Origin of the sequence: Photobacterium sp. GB-210 (assembly GCF_003026075.1) — a bacterium.
Taxonomy (GTDB): domain Bacteria; phylum Pseudomonadota; class Gammaproteobacteria; order Enterobacterales; family Vibrionaceae; genus Photobacterium.
Window position 1 is genome coordinate 1 of record NZ_PYNU01000014.1, and the last position, 15,158, is coordinate 15,158.

Annotated in this window: 16 protein-coding genes, 1 rRNA gene and 1 riboswitch; of the genes, 3 read left to right on the forward strand and 14 right to left on the reverse strand. The window is 42.0% G+C overall.

All coding sequences use genetic code 11. The features are described from left to right. A 16S ribosomal RNA gene (locus C9J38_RS14840) occupies window positions 1-119 on the reverse strand; the annotation flags it as partial. 622 nt (window positions 120-741) lie between these two features. Here C9J38_RS14840 and C9J38_RS14845 point away from each other — a divergent pair. Then, window positions 742-1,212 (forward strand): RNA-binding protein, encoded by a 471-nt coding sequence (locus tag C9J38_RS14845; RefSeq protein WP_107207761.1) that lies wholly within the window; start codon window positions 742-744, stop codon window positions 1,210-1,212. On the opposite strand, the gene murI is transcribed toward C9J38_RS14845, so the two are convergent. Continuing rightward, a complete protein-coding gene (murI, locus tag C9J38_RS14850; protein ID WP_107207762.1) occupies window positions 1,175-1,987 on the reverse strand; it encodes a glutamate racemase in 813 nt (270 codons plus the stop codon). The two genes, C9J38_RS14845 and murI, sit on opposite strands and share 38 nt — an antisense overlap. Before the next feature lie 241 nt (window positions 1,988-2,228). Further along, window positions 2,229-4,088, reverse strand: a complete 1,860-nt coding sequence (gene btuB, locus C9J38_RS14855; protein ID WP_107207763.1) for a TonB-dependent vitamin B12 receptor — start codon at window positions 4,086-4,088, stop codon at window positions 2,229-2,231. 31 nt (window positions 4,089-4,119) lie between these two features. Beyond that, a riboswitch (cobalamin riboswitch) is annotated at window positions 4,120-4,361 on the reverse strand. A gap of 148 nt (window positions 4,362-4,509) precedes the next feature. Here btuB and trmA point away from each other — a divergent pair. After that, window positions 4,510-5,616, forward strand: a complete 1,107-nt coding sequence (trmA, locus tag C9J38_RS14860) for a tRNA (uridine(54)-C5)-methyltransferase TrmA (RefSeq protein WP_107207764.1) — start codon at window positions 4,510-4,512, stop codon at window positions 5,614-5,616. 67 nt (window positions 5,617-5,683) lie between these two features. On the opposite strand, the gene C9J38_RS14865 is transcribed toward trmA, so the two are convergent. Both C9J38_RS14865 and fabR read right to left on the reverse strand, forming a co-directional pair. Continuing rightward, a complete protein-coding gene (locus tag C9J38_RS14865) occupies window positions 5,684-6,064 on the reverse strand; it encodes a YijD family membrane protein (RefSeq protein WP_107207765.1) in 381 nt (126 codons plus the stop codon). A 27-nt stretch (window positions 6,065-6,091) separates the two neighbouring features. After that, a complete protein-coding gene (fabR, locus tag C9J38_RS14870) occupies window positions 6,092-6,724 on the reverse strand; it encodes an HTH-type transcriptional repressor FabR (protein WP_107207832.1) in 633 nt (210 codons plus the stop codon). Between the two features lie 305 nt (window positions 6,725-7,029). On the opposite strand from fabR, the gene sthA reads away from it, so the two are divergent. Next, entirely contained in the window at window positions 7,030-8,445 is a 1,416-nt protein-coding gene (gene sthA / locus C9J38_RS14875; protein ID WP_107207766.1) for a Si-specific NAD(P)(+) transhydrogenase, read from the forward strand. Between the two features lie 65 nt (window positions 8,446-8,510). On the opposite strand, the gene cysQ is transcribed toward sthA, so the two are convergent. The 9 genes from cysQ to gspH all read right to left on the reverse strand — a co-directional run bounded on the left by cysQ (window position 8,511) and on the right by gspH (window position 15,156). Continuing rightward, window positions 8,511-9,344, reverse strand: a complete 834-nt coding sequence (cysQ, locus tag C9J38_RS14880; protein ID WP_107207767.1) for a 3'(2'),5'-bisphosphate nucleotidase CysQ — start codon at window positions 9,342-9,344, stop codon at window positions 8,511-8,513. A gap of 3 nt (window positions 9,345-9,347) precedes the next feature. Further along, on the reverse strand, window positions 9,348-9,905 hold the full coding sequence (nudE, locus tag C9J38_RS14885) for an ADP compounds hydrolase NudE (RefSeq protein WP_107207768.1): 558 nt from the start codon (window positions 9,903-9,905) through the stop codon (window positions 9,348-9,350). Between the two features lie 160 nt (window positions 9,906-10,065). Next, window positions 10,066-10,824 (reverse strand): type II secretion system protein N, encoded by a 759-nt coding sequence (locus C9J38_RS14890; RefSeq protein ID WP_107207769.1) that lies wholly within the window; start codon window positions 10,822-10,824, stop codon window positions 10,066-10,068. Between the two features lie 2 nt (window positions 10,825-10,826). Further along, window positions 10,827-11,309, reverse strand: a complete 483-nt coding sequence (locus tag C9J38_RS14895; RefSeq protein ID WP_105061428.1) for a type II secretion system protein M — start codon at window positions 11,307-11,309, stop codon at window positions 10,827-10,829. Beyond that, on the reverse strand, window positions 11,309-12,604 hold the full coding sequence (gene gspL / locus C9J38_RS14900; protein ID WP_233218513.1) for a type II secretion system protein GspL: 1,296 nt from the start codon (window positions 12,602-12,604) through the stop codon (window positions 11,309-11,311). The genes C9J38_RS14895 and gspL overlap by 1 nt, the downstream gene beginning before the upstream one ends. Next, complete coding sequence (gspK, locus tag C9J38_RS14905) at window positions 12,573-13,586, reverse strand: type II secretion system minor pseudopilin GspK (RefSeq protein ID WP_107207771.1); 1,014 nt, start codon at window positions 13,584-13,586, stop codon at window positions 12,573-12,575. Before gspK ends, gspL begins: the two co-directional genes overlap by 32 nt. Beyond that, on the reverse strand, window positions 13,583-14,233 hold the full coding sequence (gene gspJ, locus C9J38_RS14910) for a type II secretion system minor pseudopilin GspJ (RefSeq protein ID WP_045084553.1): 651 nt from the start codon (window positions 14,231-14,233) through the stop codon (window positions 13,583-13,585). Before gspJ ends, gspK begins: the two co-directional genes overlap by 4 nt. Continuing rightward, a complete protein-coding gene (gene gspI, locus C9J38_RS14915) occupies window positions 14,220-14,579 on the reverse strand; it encodes a type II secretion system minor pseudopilin GspI (RefSeq protein ID WP_107207772.1) in 360 nt (119 codons plus the stop codon). The genes gspJ and gspI overlap by 14 nt, the downstream gene beginning before the upstream one ends. After that, the gene (gene gspH / locus C9J38_RS14920) at window positions 14,569-15,156 is read right to left on the reverse strand and encodes a type II secretion system minor pseudopilin GspH (RefSeq protein WP_107207773.1); all 588 of its coding nucleotides are present in this window, start codon (window positions 15,154-15,156) and stop codon (window positions 14,569-14,571) included. The genes gspI and gspH overlap by 11 nt, the downstream gene beginning before the upstream one ends. Between the last annotated feature and the right edge of the window lie 2 nt (window positions 15,157-15,158).

Sequence of the window (15,158 nt, forward strand, 5' to 3'; positions counted from 1 at the left end):
CTCACCCGTCCGCCGCTCGTCAGCATTGATAGCAAGCTATCAATCTGTTACCGCTCGACTTGCATGTGTTAGGCCTGCCGCCAGCGTTCAATCTGAGCCATGATCAAACTCTTCAATTAAAGTTTTTGTGGTCTTTCGACCGGCTCAATGAATACTGTTAAAATACCGCTAACTAGAAGCTAGTTAGGATATTTGAATTGACTGTGCCAAATAACCGAAGTTATTTGTATTGGTCACTAGTATCATTGATAAATCTTTCGACTTAACTTTTCAACGAGTGCCCACACAGATTGCATGGTCAAATTGTTAAAGAACGTTGACTCAATACTTAATATTGGTCAGGGATGCGTATTTTACTCAGCCCTTAACTGTAGTCAAGAAGAAATTCTAACTTTAAACTTTCTTATTAACTACCCTTGGCAAAACCAAAGATTTAATCGTTATTCGATATTAATAATTCAAAAAGTTTGAACTCGATCATTTGTTTGTTCGTGTTCCCTTTCGATGGAGCGGCATTATAGAGACTTCGATCACTCTGACAAGTCTTTTTTGAAAAAAATAATGTATTTGCTCGTTATTTCATCTACTGTGGTTGATACGCTTGTAATTACAACATTTGATGAACTGATGGTTCACTCGCTAGTAATTACAACTCAATGAAAGTAATATCATTGTGAGTTCGATGTTAAAAGAAACATTACGCATTCTTCCTTCCATTTTGACGATGTAGTTTAATTAAATATGAAATCAAATAATCCAACCATAATAACCGCTCTAGCTATCGCTATTATCGGTGCATTAATTCTTAGCCTTATTCCTACTCTTCATTCTTCTGTTAGCTTTGCTTTAGGTGCAATTGCTGTCGGTGCTGCACTTTACTTCATGCAAAAACCTAAAGAAGTGGCCCCTGTCGATAATACTGAAACCTCTCAAAGCAGCAAAACCCTTTATGTTGGTAACCTTCCTTATCGCGCTAATGAGACTGATGTTAAAAATCTATTCGCTGAGCATGGCGATGTTTTTGCTGTACGCCTAATGAAGGATAAACGTACAGGCAAGCGCAGAGGCTTTGGCTTTGTTGTAATGAGTAGCTTAGATGCAGATAGTGCTATCGAGCAATTAAACAATAAAGAATACGGTCAACGTACGTTAAAAGTACGTGAAGCTAATGAGCCTAAAAACGCAGATACGGATATTGTAGAGACTGAATAGTACCCAGCTCTATTTGACGTAAACTTTTATTCAGCGCCGCTACACTTTGTGTAGCGGCGCTGCTGTATGTAAGGTTATTTATTTTATTATGGGGTTGTTTTTCTTGTGCAGATAATCCTAACAAGGACGATACGCGTAGCGCTATCGCTTTACCGGAATCCACAACATTCACTTCATTATTAAGAACAGCTTTTATTTCTTCTTTAATTAATGGGAAATGTGTACAACCTAAAATAATGCTATCTACTTGCTGTTGCCATGGCGCTAAAATCTCACTGAGTTCATGAAGAGAAATAGATTCACCACGTAGCTTTTGCTCAGCCATTTCTACTAATCGGGTTGAACCAATCATTTTAACTTCGCAATCACTAGCAAATTGGTTAATTAACTGATGCGTATATTCACGCTTAACCGTTGCAGGCGTTGCTAATAAGCCAATGACTTTGGTATTACTTAACTTCGCAGCAGGTTTAATCGCTGGAACAACGCCTACAATAGGAATGTTAAGATTTTGGCGCAGGGTCGGTAATACAATTGTACTTGCGGTATTACACGCAATAACAACTAAGTCTGCTTGATATTGCTCAACTAATGTCGAGACAATATGATTGGTACGCTCAATAAGTATATTATCGGGTAACTCACCATACGGGAAGGCGGCGTTATCGAAGGCATAGATATATTGCACTTGCGGTAAAAGATCGTAGATTTCTTTATAAACAGATAAACCACCTACACCAGAATCAAAAATAACAATCTTTTTCACTCGTACCATACCTAATAAACATTACTCACCTTATGATACTGCGATCTTCAGTTCTCGCAAACAGCCCAGTTAGCTAACTGATACCGCTGATAATAAAATCGTTCAGTTCTCTCTATATTTTCCATGTAATATCTAGAGATCGTTGGAAAAACTGATCATCAACCACAAAGGTTAGTACTGAATCTTCCCGTTATGTACAAGCTTTATTAAAAAGGCCGCTATATTAGCGGCCTTAATCTTGCGTTTTCGATTAGAATTGGTAGTTAATACTGGTGTAATAAGTACGGCCAGGCATTTGATAACCACCAGCAGTCTCATAATCTTCATTTAGAAGGTTCGCTACTCGCCCTTTTAAGGCAAGTTTTGGCTGTAGCCAATATGTTAATGCCAGATCCCAAGTATCATAAGCCGGTAACTCACCCGTTGGACCATATTGATCTGGACGTTTGCCATGGTATTGATACGTTAGTGCGCTATCGAGATCACCAACACTTGCTGTACCTACCCACTTAAACGAGAATTTCTCGCGGCGATCTAAACGCTGCCCTTGGCTATTACGGGGATCTTTAAAGTCAAAGTTGAGCTGGTGAGATAAAAAGCCCGTATCAAAGTCTGCTTCAACTTCAATACCTTTGATTTTGCTTTTTCCTGATTCGTTATAATACTTCCAAGACGTGTTATTAAAACCAATAAGGTTATCAATCTCCATGCGATAACCTGTAACAGCTAAATCAATCACGTTGTAGTTAGCTTCAATAGCCACTTCCGCATTTTTTGATTTCTCAGGGTTTAATGTTTCAGTGCCGTAAAATGGTGAATATAGTTGGAATAAATTCGGCGCTTTGAATGCACTGCCGTAAGATGTACGTAGTTGCACTTCATCAGTGATATACCAACCACCAGCCACGTTATAAGTAAACTGAGAACCATACTGCTGGTTATCGTCTAAACGTAAGCTAGACTCTAATGAAAAATCATTAACATTCACTAAACCAATACCATAAATACCCGTATTGTTTCTGCTAACGGCATCTGAAGATAGCTTGTCTTGCCATGACTCTTTACGCCAATCAACACCACCGACTAATTGTAGATTGTCGTTAACGGTAAAATGGTTATTCCACTGTAGATTGCGTTGAGTGAATTTCTCATCCTGACTGGCAACAACAGGCGTCGTGGTCGCCGCTTTATTGTAATCGTAATTCGTTTGATGTTGGTAATCTGCAATTAACTTAGATTGGTAACGCCCTAAATCTAAATCCAATCCTGCGCTATAGTCAAATAACTCAGGCTCTGACTGCATATATTGATGTACTGGTTCACCAGAAAAGAAATCAACGAATGAGCTGTCATACTGGTACTGATTTTTATACCAACGTGTAGAGACAAACCCTTTTAAGGTATCGCTAAAACGTTGATGATAAGCAATCATGGCATTACGACTAGCAAAGCCATGTTTATCACCATCATTTAATCCAGGCTGTGGCTTAACGTTATAGCCTTCATCATCTTCATAACCTACAGCAAGTTGCAGCAAACCATTTTCACCAACTTTATACGCGCCTGATGCACTCGCCTCTTGATAGTTATGACTACCAATACCTACATTCAGCTTCGTTTTTGATGGTGAATCAACATCAGCCAATGTAATGATATTGATTACACCACCAATCGCTTCTGAACCATAGATTGCAGCACGAGCGCCGCGAGTAAATTCAATGCGCTCAACTTGAGTCAAAGGAACTTGGTTAAAATCAACCGCACCTTTTGCTGCTCGTGCCATACGAATACCATCAACGAGAACGAGTACCTGATCGGAATTAGTACCACGTACCATAATACTGGCTAGCTGGCCGCGCCCACCATTTTGCGTCACCTGCACACCCGGTAATAAACTAATCACTTCTGTGAGTGTTTTGGCTTGTATCTTATCGATATCTTGGCGGGTCACGACATTAAATGGCGCAAGTACTGAAGTCACAGGTTGTTCAAAACGGTTGGCAGTGACAACCATCACATCATCGGTTTGGGTGTTATTTTCTGCTGCTATTATAGAAAAAGAAGGGAAATACACCGACGTGACCGCCAGCGCTAAAAGTGTTTTTTTCATTTGAGGATCCTAAGTCGCGTATATAACAAAGCAAAAGTGCTTTACCGCTGGTTGGTATTCGGACTTAAGAGCATGACCTGAAGAAGGTCGCCTAGGCATCAACTTCCCATCTCAACAATACATCATTCCATATCTATTGATTAATCATATTGTTAAAACAGTGTTTGGAATACATCCGTGTGCGTTCGTTCTCTATTACCGCTGCGCGTCAGTTACGGATTTTCACCGTATTCCCGTACCATCCCATGGTTAACCAGCGCAGTGCAGATGCTAGTGATGTATCGCTTTTATGTCTAGTTTTGTTTGCTATTAGTTATAAATAAATTACGCAATAAAAGACTTTTTCTCGGCGTAACACTGGACATCACTGTGCAATGCAATAAAATCTGCGCTCTTATTTTGAGCAGTCGAGGCATACACTATGACATCCACCATCCTTAACACCGCTGATTATCAGCAACAGTTGGATGAAAAGGCAGAGCGTATTCAAAACATTTGTGCTGATTTTGATACCCCTGAACTCGAGGTGTTTGCCTCTCCTGCAGAGCATTACCGCATGCGTGCAGAATTCCGTGTTTGGCATGAGGGTGAAGATCTTTTCTATATCATGTTTAACCAAGAAACACGTGAAAAATACCGCGTTGATCAATTTCCTGCGGCAAGCCGTCTGATCAATGATTTGATGCCGATGCTGGTTGATGCGATCAAACCCATTAAAGCGCTACGCCATAAATTATTCCAAGTCGATTTCTTATCAACCCTTAGTGGGGAAATCCTTGTTTCTATGCTTTACCACCGCCAACTTGATGATGAGTGGACAGCAGAAGCTAAGCAGCTAAAACAGCGCCTAAATGATGAAGGTTTTAAGCTAAATCTTATCGGCCGTGCTCGTAAGATGAAAATCGTACTGGATCAAGACTATGTTATCGAACAATTAAAAGTGCACGATCGCACCCTAACCTACAAGCAAGTTGAAAACAGCTTTACCCAACCGAATGGTGAAGTTGCACAAAAGATGCTTGAATGGGCTGTTGACTGCACTCAAGACAGCGAGGGTGATTTGCTTGAACTTTACTGTGGTAACGGTAACTTTTCACTGGCACTAGCACAAAACTTCGAACGCGTATTAGCAACAGAATTAGCAAAACCATCTGTAGATTCTGCGCAATACAACATTGCGGTTAATAACATTAATAACGTACAAATCATTCGCATGTCTGCAGAAGATTTTACTGATGCAATGGAAGGTAAGCGTGAGTTCCGCCGCTTAAAAGATCAAAATGTGGATCTTCAAAGCTACAACTGCAATACGATCTTTGTCGATCCGCCACGATCGGGGATGGATGAGGGAACCTGCCGTATGGTGCAAGGTTATGAGCGTATCATGTATATCTCTTGTAACCCTGAAACACTCAAAGAGAATTTAGACATCCTGTGTGAAACACACAAAATCACACGTTTTGCCTTATTTGATCAATTCCCATATACCCATCATATGGAAGCTGGTGTATTACTTGAACGTAAATAATATTACCAAGTAGCCCGTAATAAAAAAGGCGCTGAAGGCGCCTTTTTTATTCTTGATCTTAATGAAATTATTTCGATTCAACTTCTGGCTTGGCTTTTTTATTCATTATACCCATTTTGTAGCTCACCCAGAATAGCAGCGCTAGTGCAATCATTAATGGTAAGAAGTTCGAGCCCATTTCTGGAATTGCTGCACGAAGACATGCAGAGTAACCAAATGCGCCGACAAAAAAGCATGCCGTTGCAATCGCAGGCGTACCTTCTGTCATTGGCTTACGTAGGTATTCTTGGTACAGGCAGTACACCGCCAATACAAATGCAAGCACAGGGAAAATAGAGAATGCCACGCTGCTTGACGTTAGTACTGCTAATGTTGCGTTACCGCATACACCCGCTAGTAATGATAGAACTAGAGTTTTACGTTCTGCTTTAACTTGTTGCTTGTCCATATCCTTCACCACAAAATCGAAATAAGGTTATAGTTTTTGCCTGAGCTCTCGACGCTCACGCTCTTTTCGGTACCAATAAGCACCCTTTGCAATCATTCTTAATTGCATAATCAATCTTTCTGCATGCTCAGCACGAGCATGGCTATCCAGATCTAACGCTTCCGCTCCTGAACTAAAGACTAAAGTAACAGACGCCTCTGCTTGGGTATACGCTTCTTCGTGCGCCACCCCAGTTTTGGCCTCAAGATACTCACTTAGTTCAGCAACAAAGTGTTGTATTTCACGGACAACAGCAGCACGAAATGCTGTTGATGTGCCTGAACGTTCACGTAATAGTAGACGAAAGACATTAGGACTACTTTCGATAAACTCCATAAACGTCTCAACCGAGGTGCGGATCACACTCCCTTCGGTCGCAATACGTTGACGAGCTTGCCGCATTAGCTGACGAAGGATCAATCCACCTTCATCCACCATAGTTAAACCTAATTCGTCCATATCTTTAAAATGACGATAAAACGATGTTGGGGCAATCCCAGCTTCACGAGCAACTTCTCGTAAACTTAAATTAGAAAAACTTCTGTCTGCACTTAACTGGCTAAACGCAGCATCGATAAGCGAGCGACGGGTTTTTTCTTTCTGTTGAGCCCTGATCCCCATGGACATCTGCTTCTCTATAGTTTTCTGACCATAATACGCAACTAAATGAAGATAAACCATCGCGTAAGAATAGTCCTATACTACTGGCTCAACCGCCTTCACGCAAAGCCAGATTAACATCATTTATTCACACACTTCACAATCTACCACCTCACCGTTTAGGGTAATTATTCGCATTTATTCTTCCAACTCAGCGATAGAGCGTGATCCCTCGCCAGCTCTGACCATCTATTGATTCTCCTATTGATTACAAATCGTTACACTTACGATGCAAAAATGTTACCAATACAGATAGGAATAATGTGATGACGGATACGCAGTGCAGTAATAACAGTCATTTTGATGTGATTATTATTGGTAGTGGCCCTGGCGGTGAAGGTGCTGCTATGGGATTAACTAAAGCCGGTTTCAACGTTGCGATTATTGAACGCGAAGACAGTGTTGGTGGGGGCTGTACGCACTGGGGAACGATTCCATCGAAGGCTCTGCGTCATGCTGTTAGTCGTATTATTGAATTTAATCAAAACCCGCTTTATTGCAAAAACAACTCAACACTTCACAGCACCTTTAGCCAAATCCTCGGTCATGCTGAAGTCGTTGTAAATAAGCAAACACGGATGCGCCAGGGGTTTTATGACCGTAACCAATGCCAAATTATTCATGGTGAGGCACGCTTTATTGCCAGTCACAATGTTGAAGTAAAAAGCAATGATGGCAGCCTTGAGCGCTACAGTGCTGATAAATTTATTATTGCAACAGGCTCTCGTCCTTACCATCCTGACGGTGTCGATTTTGATCACCCCCGCGTGTATGACAGTGATTCAATTTTACGTTTAGAGCACGATCCTCGCCATATTATTATTTACGGCGCAGGTGTGATTGGTTGTGAATACGCGTCTATTTTCCGTGGCCTTGGCGTTAAAGTTGACTTAATTAACACCCGTCAACGCTTACTGGAATTTCTTGATAATGAAATATCAGACTCCCTGTCTTATCACCTCTGGAACAACGGGGTGATGATACGTAATGATGAGATATTTGAAGAGATTGAAGGGACTGATGACGGGGTGATCCTACATCTACAATCTGGCAAGAAAATGCGTGCAGATTGTATTTTATATGCCAATGGCCGTACTGGTAATACCGATAAACTCGCGCTCGAACATGTTGGCTTAACCCCTGACTCTCGTGGACAGCTCAAGGTTAACCGCAGTTATCAAACCGAAGTCGATCATGTTTATGCGGTGGGGGATGTAATTGGTTATCCAAGCCTTGCTAGTGCAGCCTATGACCAAGGTCGATTTGCAGCACAAGCGATCAGTAAAGGACAAGCTCAAGGTCAGCTAATTGATCATATTCCAACGGGTATTTACACCATTCCTGAGATCAGCTCGGTAGGTAAGACAGAGCAGCAACTAACCGCAGAGAAAGTGCCATATGAAGTGGGACGTTCCCAATTTAAGCATCTTGCTCGTGCGCAAATTGCTGGCACAGAAGTGGGAAGCTTAAAGATTTTATTCCATCGAGAAACCAAAGAGATCTTAGGTATTCATTGTTTTGGTGAGCGCGCTGCAGAAATTATTCACATCGGACAGGCGATCATGGAACAAAAAGGTGAAGGTAATACGATAGATTATTTCGTCAATACCACCTTTAACTACCCGACAATGGCAGAAGCCTATCGAGTGGCAGCACTCAATGGCCTAAACCGTTTATTCTAACCCTATAGCCAAAACTATTAGCCAATAAAAAACGGAGCTTATCTGCTCCGTTTTTATCCTGCATCCTAATCGACATTCATCATCCGATCATCCGGCTCTAAGATATCAGCCCAAGGCAAGCCTTCATCACCTAAGGTAATAAAATTTGGATTCTCTAATGTATTACGCTCGTTATAAGACAGCGGTGTCAAATGGGTATTAAGAATACGACCGCCCGCCTCTTCTACAATACACTGGGTTGCTGCGGTATCCCACTCACCTGTCGGTCCCAAGCGTAAATAACAATCTACCGCACCTTCTGCCACCAAACATGATTTTAATGCTGCAGATCCTAATGGGACGAGTTCATAGTTGTAGCTTGGATCTAATCGCGATGTGATAGAACTGATTTCTTGGCGACGGCTAATGGCCACAACAATAGACTTCGTATTCTCTTCATGATGATGAGTTGCAATTTTGACACTTTCACCTTCAGCGGTAATCTTATGCGCGCCTTTCCCTGCATAGGCATAATATGACACCCCAGATACGGGCGCATAAACCACTCCCATGATCGGACGGTTATCTTCAACTAACGCAATGATTGTCGCAAAATCACCGCTACCAGCGATAAATTCTTGCGTACCATCTAATGGATCAACTAACCAATAACGTTTCCACTGGCTCCGCTCTGTTAATGGTACGCTAGCATCTTCTTCAGATAACACGGGGATATCAGGCGTTAATTGAGTCAATCGCTCCATCACTAACTTATGAGCCGCAAGATCAGCACTTGTCACTGGCGTATTATCATCTTTGATCTGTTTCTCAAACTGACCACGTTGATAAATATCTAAAATCAATTGACCTGATGCTCGAGCGATCTCAACCACATCAGGCAGTAAATGCGAATAGGCCATTGGTTACTCCTTTCGTGCTAATTGCTTCAATGCTAAAAACAATGCGGTAATACTCCGCGCTTCGGCAAAATCAACATGCGTCAGAAGCTCTTCTGCTTGTGCTAATGGCCAACGAATAATGTCTAACGGCTCAGGCTCATCACCTTCAAGTTTCTCAGGATACAGATCTTGCGCTAAAAACAATGTCATGCGACTGGAAAAATAAGACGGGGCTAATATCACTTCTTTTAATGGTTGTAGTTGATGGGCACCAAAACCAATTTCTTCTTTTAATTCACGATTGGCCGCTTCAGTCGGTGTTTCCCCCTCATCAATTAAACCTTTAGGAAAGCCTAATTCATAACGTTCAGTACCTGCTGAATATTCGCGGATCAACAATAAATCGCCTTGCTCCGTCACAGGGACAATCAGCACCGCATTGCGACCACTTGGCTTCATACGTTCATAGGTACGCTCAACACCGTTAGAAAAACGCAAATCCAATGATTCAATTTTAAACAGTCGTGATTGAGCAACAACCTCTGCAGATAAGATTTGAGGTTTATCTTTACTGATCGCCATCTTAAAGCCCTATGTCATGTTATCGCGAAGAAAAATTTTGTTTGTGCCTATGCTTCATTAAAAGCTAATCGCGCAGATAAATAAAGAGGCAGTCTACTTAGACTGCCTCTTACTATTCAGTTTGTGATTAATAACCACTCACATCGCGACGATTAGATAATTACAAACGCCCTGAGTAATTAATTTTATATTGCCCTTTTGAATCAGGATCGCCTAACCATTTTAATTGTTGAGACAATTGCTCAGGGAATGTAGCCCCCGGTTTAAACCATCCTGATAAGCTGTAACTATTATTTTTAGCTAAGTTTGCTTGCCAATCACTACTAACATCATCAGACGACTGTGAGGCTTTTGCTAAAATAGCACCTTCTTGACAACTTAAATCGGCAAAAACAGGGCCTAGATTAATATTTCCCATGGGTGTTGACGCCTTACCTTGTGCCCAAGCCAAGGTTGCATTCAAGGTTTTACAATACGGCGCAGCATACAGATAATCACGTACCGTAAGTTCAATATTACCTGTTAATGTCAACGGCACAGGTAACTTGGCATACTGCATGGCATTCGCTGCTGGTACAGAGACTAAGAGCTTTTCAGCAAACGGTCCCGAGGTGCTATAACCGACAATACCACTACCTTGTAGTTGCATATCACTGCCACGGCCAAATCGGACATCAAACGCGAGTTTACCTGTAAATAGACTACCCAGTTTCATGTCCCATTGAATTTGACCTAAACTTTGATTTTGCCACACAACGGTCTTAGCAGAGCCTTGCCATAGAGTTCCTTGAATACCACTTAATGATAAACCATTAACTTTTGGTGCTTGTTGCCATGCCCAATTAGCCGGTAAATGGACAATAGTGCTGGCAATAAATACCACCCCAAATGTTGCGCCGATAGCGAGTTTAAATTTCACCTTTAACCTCGTCCTAACTGTAATCGGTTTACTTCAACCATGCCATTTTGATCAGTTTTCGAGATATCAATAAATTGCGTTTCAATCCCAAAGTTATCTTGCAGGTAAGAGAGCCAATTAAGTAATGCATTGAACGGTACAGGCTTCACCCATACTTGAATCGCATCATTACGTGGTTGCATACGGATCAATTCAATCTTAAAACGTTCCGTCGTTTCATTTACCACTTGGTTAAGTCCTTTGTCACTGACATTTACCGTACCACCAGCACGCTTAAACGCCGTGATCTTATTTGCTTTACCTTCAACCCATGACAATAGCTGACGTTCACTTTGAATACGTGTTTGTGCTAATTCAGTGCGTTGATTTAATGGTTGCCATAGTCCCCAGTATAAGATAGCTAGCAATAAAGCACCGCCAGCACCCATAACAAGATACTGCTCTCGCTGGCTTAATGCTTTCCACCATGCTTTAATTTCTGCCATTATGCTTTTCTCCTTAGCACGACGGCACCACTGACTAAGCCATCTTCTTTGCTTAATTGACCTTGCTCAACGGTAAAGTCTTTCGTCAACACACTACGTAACTTCTCAAAATCTTGGAAGTCAGAAGCCGTTGCTTGTAAACGCAGTTCGCCCCGCTTTTGATCGTATTTTAGATTAACAATTTTCACGCTCGGTGCTTTTGATAATGCCGGCTTTAACTCACTTAACCACATTAAAATACCGTTATCCGCTCCCTGCCCACCTAAGCTTTTCAATGCTGCGTTCATTTGATTTTTCAAATAACTCTGTGACGGAATACGTTTAAACTGAGGTAAAACCTGACGGAAGATCCGCTCACTTTCAGCACGGTACGCTTTGGCTTGATGCTCTAGCTGTTGTAACGCCATCACGTGTTCTCCGACTACAGCTACAAGTACTAAACTTGCGGCAATCGCGACTTTACGCCATGGTTTTAAATGCTTACGCCAAGCAGCTTGGGGTTTATAAGCCCCTGATAGTAAATTAACTTTACTTTCCGCAGCCCCTAACGCTAACAGTTGCATCACGAGCTCCGGTGCATGTGCTTGCCAACGCCCACTGACACCTTGAGGTGCTGATGTATAGTGGTGTATGACAACTTGACTTGGATTCGATTCAACATCCGCCACCGCAGATTCAATGGCAGCTTGCTCTGCCTCTTCGTCGTTGTCCTCGTCATCATCACTTGCAGCTAACATAATTGGCGCTTTTTGGGCACTGAACCATGCATCTAACCAACTCGTTTCCGCACAAATCCCCATAAACTCTGATTGACGGATCAACCATTGCCCTTCAATTTCAGCAGCACTATAACCATCATCAAACAACGGCAAACACAAACAGTCTGGAATAACTTTTTTTAGCTCTAAACCACATTCTTTAAATGCTGATAACCATTGCAGCATCTTTTGATGCTCAATAAGCGCTACCGTTGCAACATCATCTTCCCGATGCAGCAACTGAACATGTAAACTTTCAACATCCTGCGCCAATTCTTCTTCTAAGAGATAAGGTAAAACAGCGGTCAATTGGCGGCTACTGCCTGCAGGAATAGTAACTTGTGTTAATAGCATCTCACTGGTAGGCACTAAACCATATACCGGCCGAGTACCCGCATATTCCACTAGCTGATCTAATTGCGTGATATCAGCTAACTGACCTGATGCAATCACTTCGTTCTGCTGTGGCGACCAGACAAGCCATTGCACCGGCACCTCAGGCCGACTACTCAGTCTTATCGTCAGAAATTCGCTCACGGATTCCTCCATACTGGCGACGTACTACCGTCACCTTGTTATTATCATCTCGTTTAAATAGCGTTACCGCTCGTAATCTGGCGTTATCTATTTGTATTTCAGCATCTAATGAAAAATAGTTACTGCTGACCGTTAAGTACTTTTTCTGTTGTTCTTGTTTATCAGCTTGATCGCCTTGTGGTAGCTCTTTCATGAAATCATCAACGCTATCCCACCCTTTACGACGGGCATCGCGATCTTTAATAATTTTTTTTGCAGCGTCCAATGAAAGCTCTGGCGAAAATAAAGCTGACAGTAATACAGCCTGTCTTTGAGTGATCGTATTTACATTGAGTTTAAAGTCATCGGTTGGCAATGCACACACCAACCCTTTTACTTTCTCATAAATATCAGCCGTCACCCCGTTAATCGCACGTAATTCACTGCGATCCGCTAACCAACCATTAGGGGGTAAGTAAGGTGGTTGAAATGCTTCATACGTGCTGTCTTCACCACCGTAGCTTGATTGCACCGTGGTATTCTTATCAATAAATTCCCAGCTAGAATCTGCGATTTGTTCTGCAGAATAATCATCAACACCACTGTCGATCATGATGTTTTGAAAGTAGGTCACCAAAAATGGCTGCTTACTGCCATCAGCGACGGGTTTTACAGCACCAAGCGCATTAATGTTAAAGCAAGCTTGCTTATCAAACATGCTACCGGTGACTACCGCACCATCAATCGGATAGGTTTGATCTTCTATCGCCCATGGCTGAGTTAAGTCGATGATCTTGCTGTCTTTAAACGTTAAAGCGAGACCTTTTTCAGCTAACGCTTCAATCCCTAAACTGTACCAATAAGCCTGCTGATGCTGAATTTGATTCTCAACACGATGAAAATTATGTTGTAAACGTCCCGTCATTTGCACAGCGATCAAGCTCATTAACGCGACGAGCAAGAGCACCACAATTAACGCGACACCGCGCTGTTTTTTCATCATTGTGATTGCTCCGAATCAGCAGAAGCAGATAATGCAGATGTAGGTACGAGATAAATACGCTCAATTTCACCAAAATCTTTCAGTGTCATCGTCACTTTAATACCTTCTGGTAACTTATCTGCGGTATCCCATTTATCTTGCCATTTTTTATCGGTGAAAAAGGAAAACTGCAATTTAGTCACACCATCTAATAACACCTTAACCAGTGGCTTTTCACCAATAACATTATCTGGGTAGCGAAACCAAACACGCTCTAATTGATCGTCAACCACACGATAGCCAACGCGGGTAACATCACCGCGTGGAAACATGGCTTGGGGATTTTGCCAGCCTGTTCGCACGAACATGATCCCATCGCTACTCGAATCCAAAAGGTACTCACCAGCTTGTAACACTTTATCGTTAGGCTCTTCGCCATTAAGCCTGCTTTTACGGGCAACAATTTGACGAAAATCGTTATCCATCATAATCGTGGCACGCTGTATTTCTTTTAATCTTTGGTTATGATCTTTTGATTGCGCATCACTACGCATCACGTTATTCATGACTTGATAAGCGGATAAACTCAGCATGGCAAAAACAGCTATTGCAACAAGTACTTCCAGTAACGTAAAACCGCGCTGGCGGGAATGATTAATTGACGACATAAGTCTTTACCGTTATTACCGAATGTTCACGCTGTGGATCGCTTGCTACCGAAATCTCAATTTGGCGTAATAAGCTCTGCTGCGTTTTGACACTTTTTACTGTCCAATACCATTCACGATCGGCTAATGTCGACTTACCTGTCTTACTTGAAGTTGGATACTGACCGCTTAAATGTAATTGCGCGAGTTCATTATCAGCCACCATCGCAGCAAAGGTTTTTTCTTCTAAATAGCCCAGCGTATTTAAGTGTTGGCTAACCGCTTTCATAATACCCAGCGCAGCAACAGCGAAAATGGCTAAGGCAACTAACACTTCTAATAAGGTAAAACCTTGTTTACTTCTCACGTTTTGTTGCCTGTTCTAAGGTTTCACCTGGCTTAAGCAAGACTAAATTACCCACTTCATCGGCGCTGACTCGCCAAAATTGATTTTCACCGTCGACTTCAAAACGTAAAGTAAACGGTGTGTATTCACCACTCGCCATAACCACAATTTGAGGTTTGATCTTTTTCTTTTCTTCGTCTGACTTTGTAAATAAGTCTTCATCTTTAAACAGTGAATCTGATTTAAAAAGTCGGTCTTTATCTTTCCACGCTCCGCCAATCTCAACCTGAGTTGTAATCGCGTTGTCCAACTTCACATCGGTATAAAATTTTGCACCTTCTAGCGGTTGCCAGCCATCTTGAGTTAATTGCAAAAAATTATATTGGTGTGGCTCAACACGAATGCCGTAGTCCACACCATTAAGCATTGCATCCTCACCCAATAGTTGGGCGAGGTGATGAAAACGTACTGCTTGCTCTTTTACCTCATCTCGTTTGTTATCCGGTAAAGTTGAGATCACCGCAACTGCGCTGGTTGCGAGTAACACCAGCACCAACATCATTTCAATGAGAGTAAAACCTGCACTACGCTTCATCATAA

Coding starts and splice junctions, on each gene's coding strand:
- C9J38_RS14845 (WP_107207761.1), top strand. CDS start 742: ATGAAATCAAATAATCCAACCATAATAACCGCTCTAGCTATCGCTATT.
- murI (WP_107207762.1), bottom strand. CDS start 1,987: ATGGTACGAGTGAAAAAGATTGTTATTTTTGATTCTGGTGTAGGTGGT.
- btuB (WP_107207763.1), bottom strand. CDS start 4,088: ATGAAAAAAACACTTTTAGCGCTGGCGGTCACGTCGGTGTATTTCCCT.
- trmA (WP_107207764.1), top strand. CDS start 4,510: ATGACATCCACCATCCTTAACACCGCTGATTATCAGCAACAGTTGGAT.
- C9J38_RS14865 (WP_107207765.1), bottom strand. CDS start 6,064: ATGGACAAGCAACAAGTTAAAGCAGAACGTAAAACTCTAGTTCTATCA.
- fabR (WP_107207832.1), bottom strand. CDS start 6,724: ATGGGGATCAGGGCTCAACAGAAAGAAAAAACCCGTCGCTCGCTTATC.
- sthA (WP_107207766.1), top strand. CDS start 7,030: ATGACGGATACGCAGTGCAGTAATAACAGTCATTTTGATGTGATTATT.
- cysQ (WP_107207767.1), bottom strand. CDS start 9,344: ATGGCCTATTCGCATTTACTGCCTGATGTGGTTGAGATCGCTCGAGCA.
- nudE (WP_107207768.1), bottom strand. CDS start 9,905: ATGGCGATCAGTAAAGATAAACCTCAAATCTTATCTGCAGAGGTTGTT.
- C9J38_RS14895 (WP_105061428.1), bottom strand. CDS start 11,309: ATGGCAGAAATTAAAGCATGGTGGAAAGCATTAAGCCAGCGAGAGCAG.
- gspK (WP_107207771.1), bottom strand. CDS start 13,586: ATGATGAAAAAACAGCGCGGTGTCGCGTTAATTGTGGTGCTCTTGCTC.
- gspJ (WP_045084553.1), bottom strand. CDS start 14,233: ATGTCGTCAATTAATCATTCCCGCCAGCGCGGTTTTACGTTACTGGAA.
- gspH (WP_107207773.1), bottom strand. CDS start 15,156: ATGATGAAGCGTAGTGCAGGTTTTACTCTCATTGAAATGATGTTGGTG.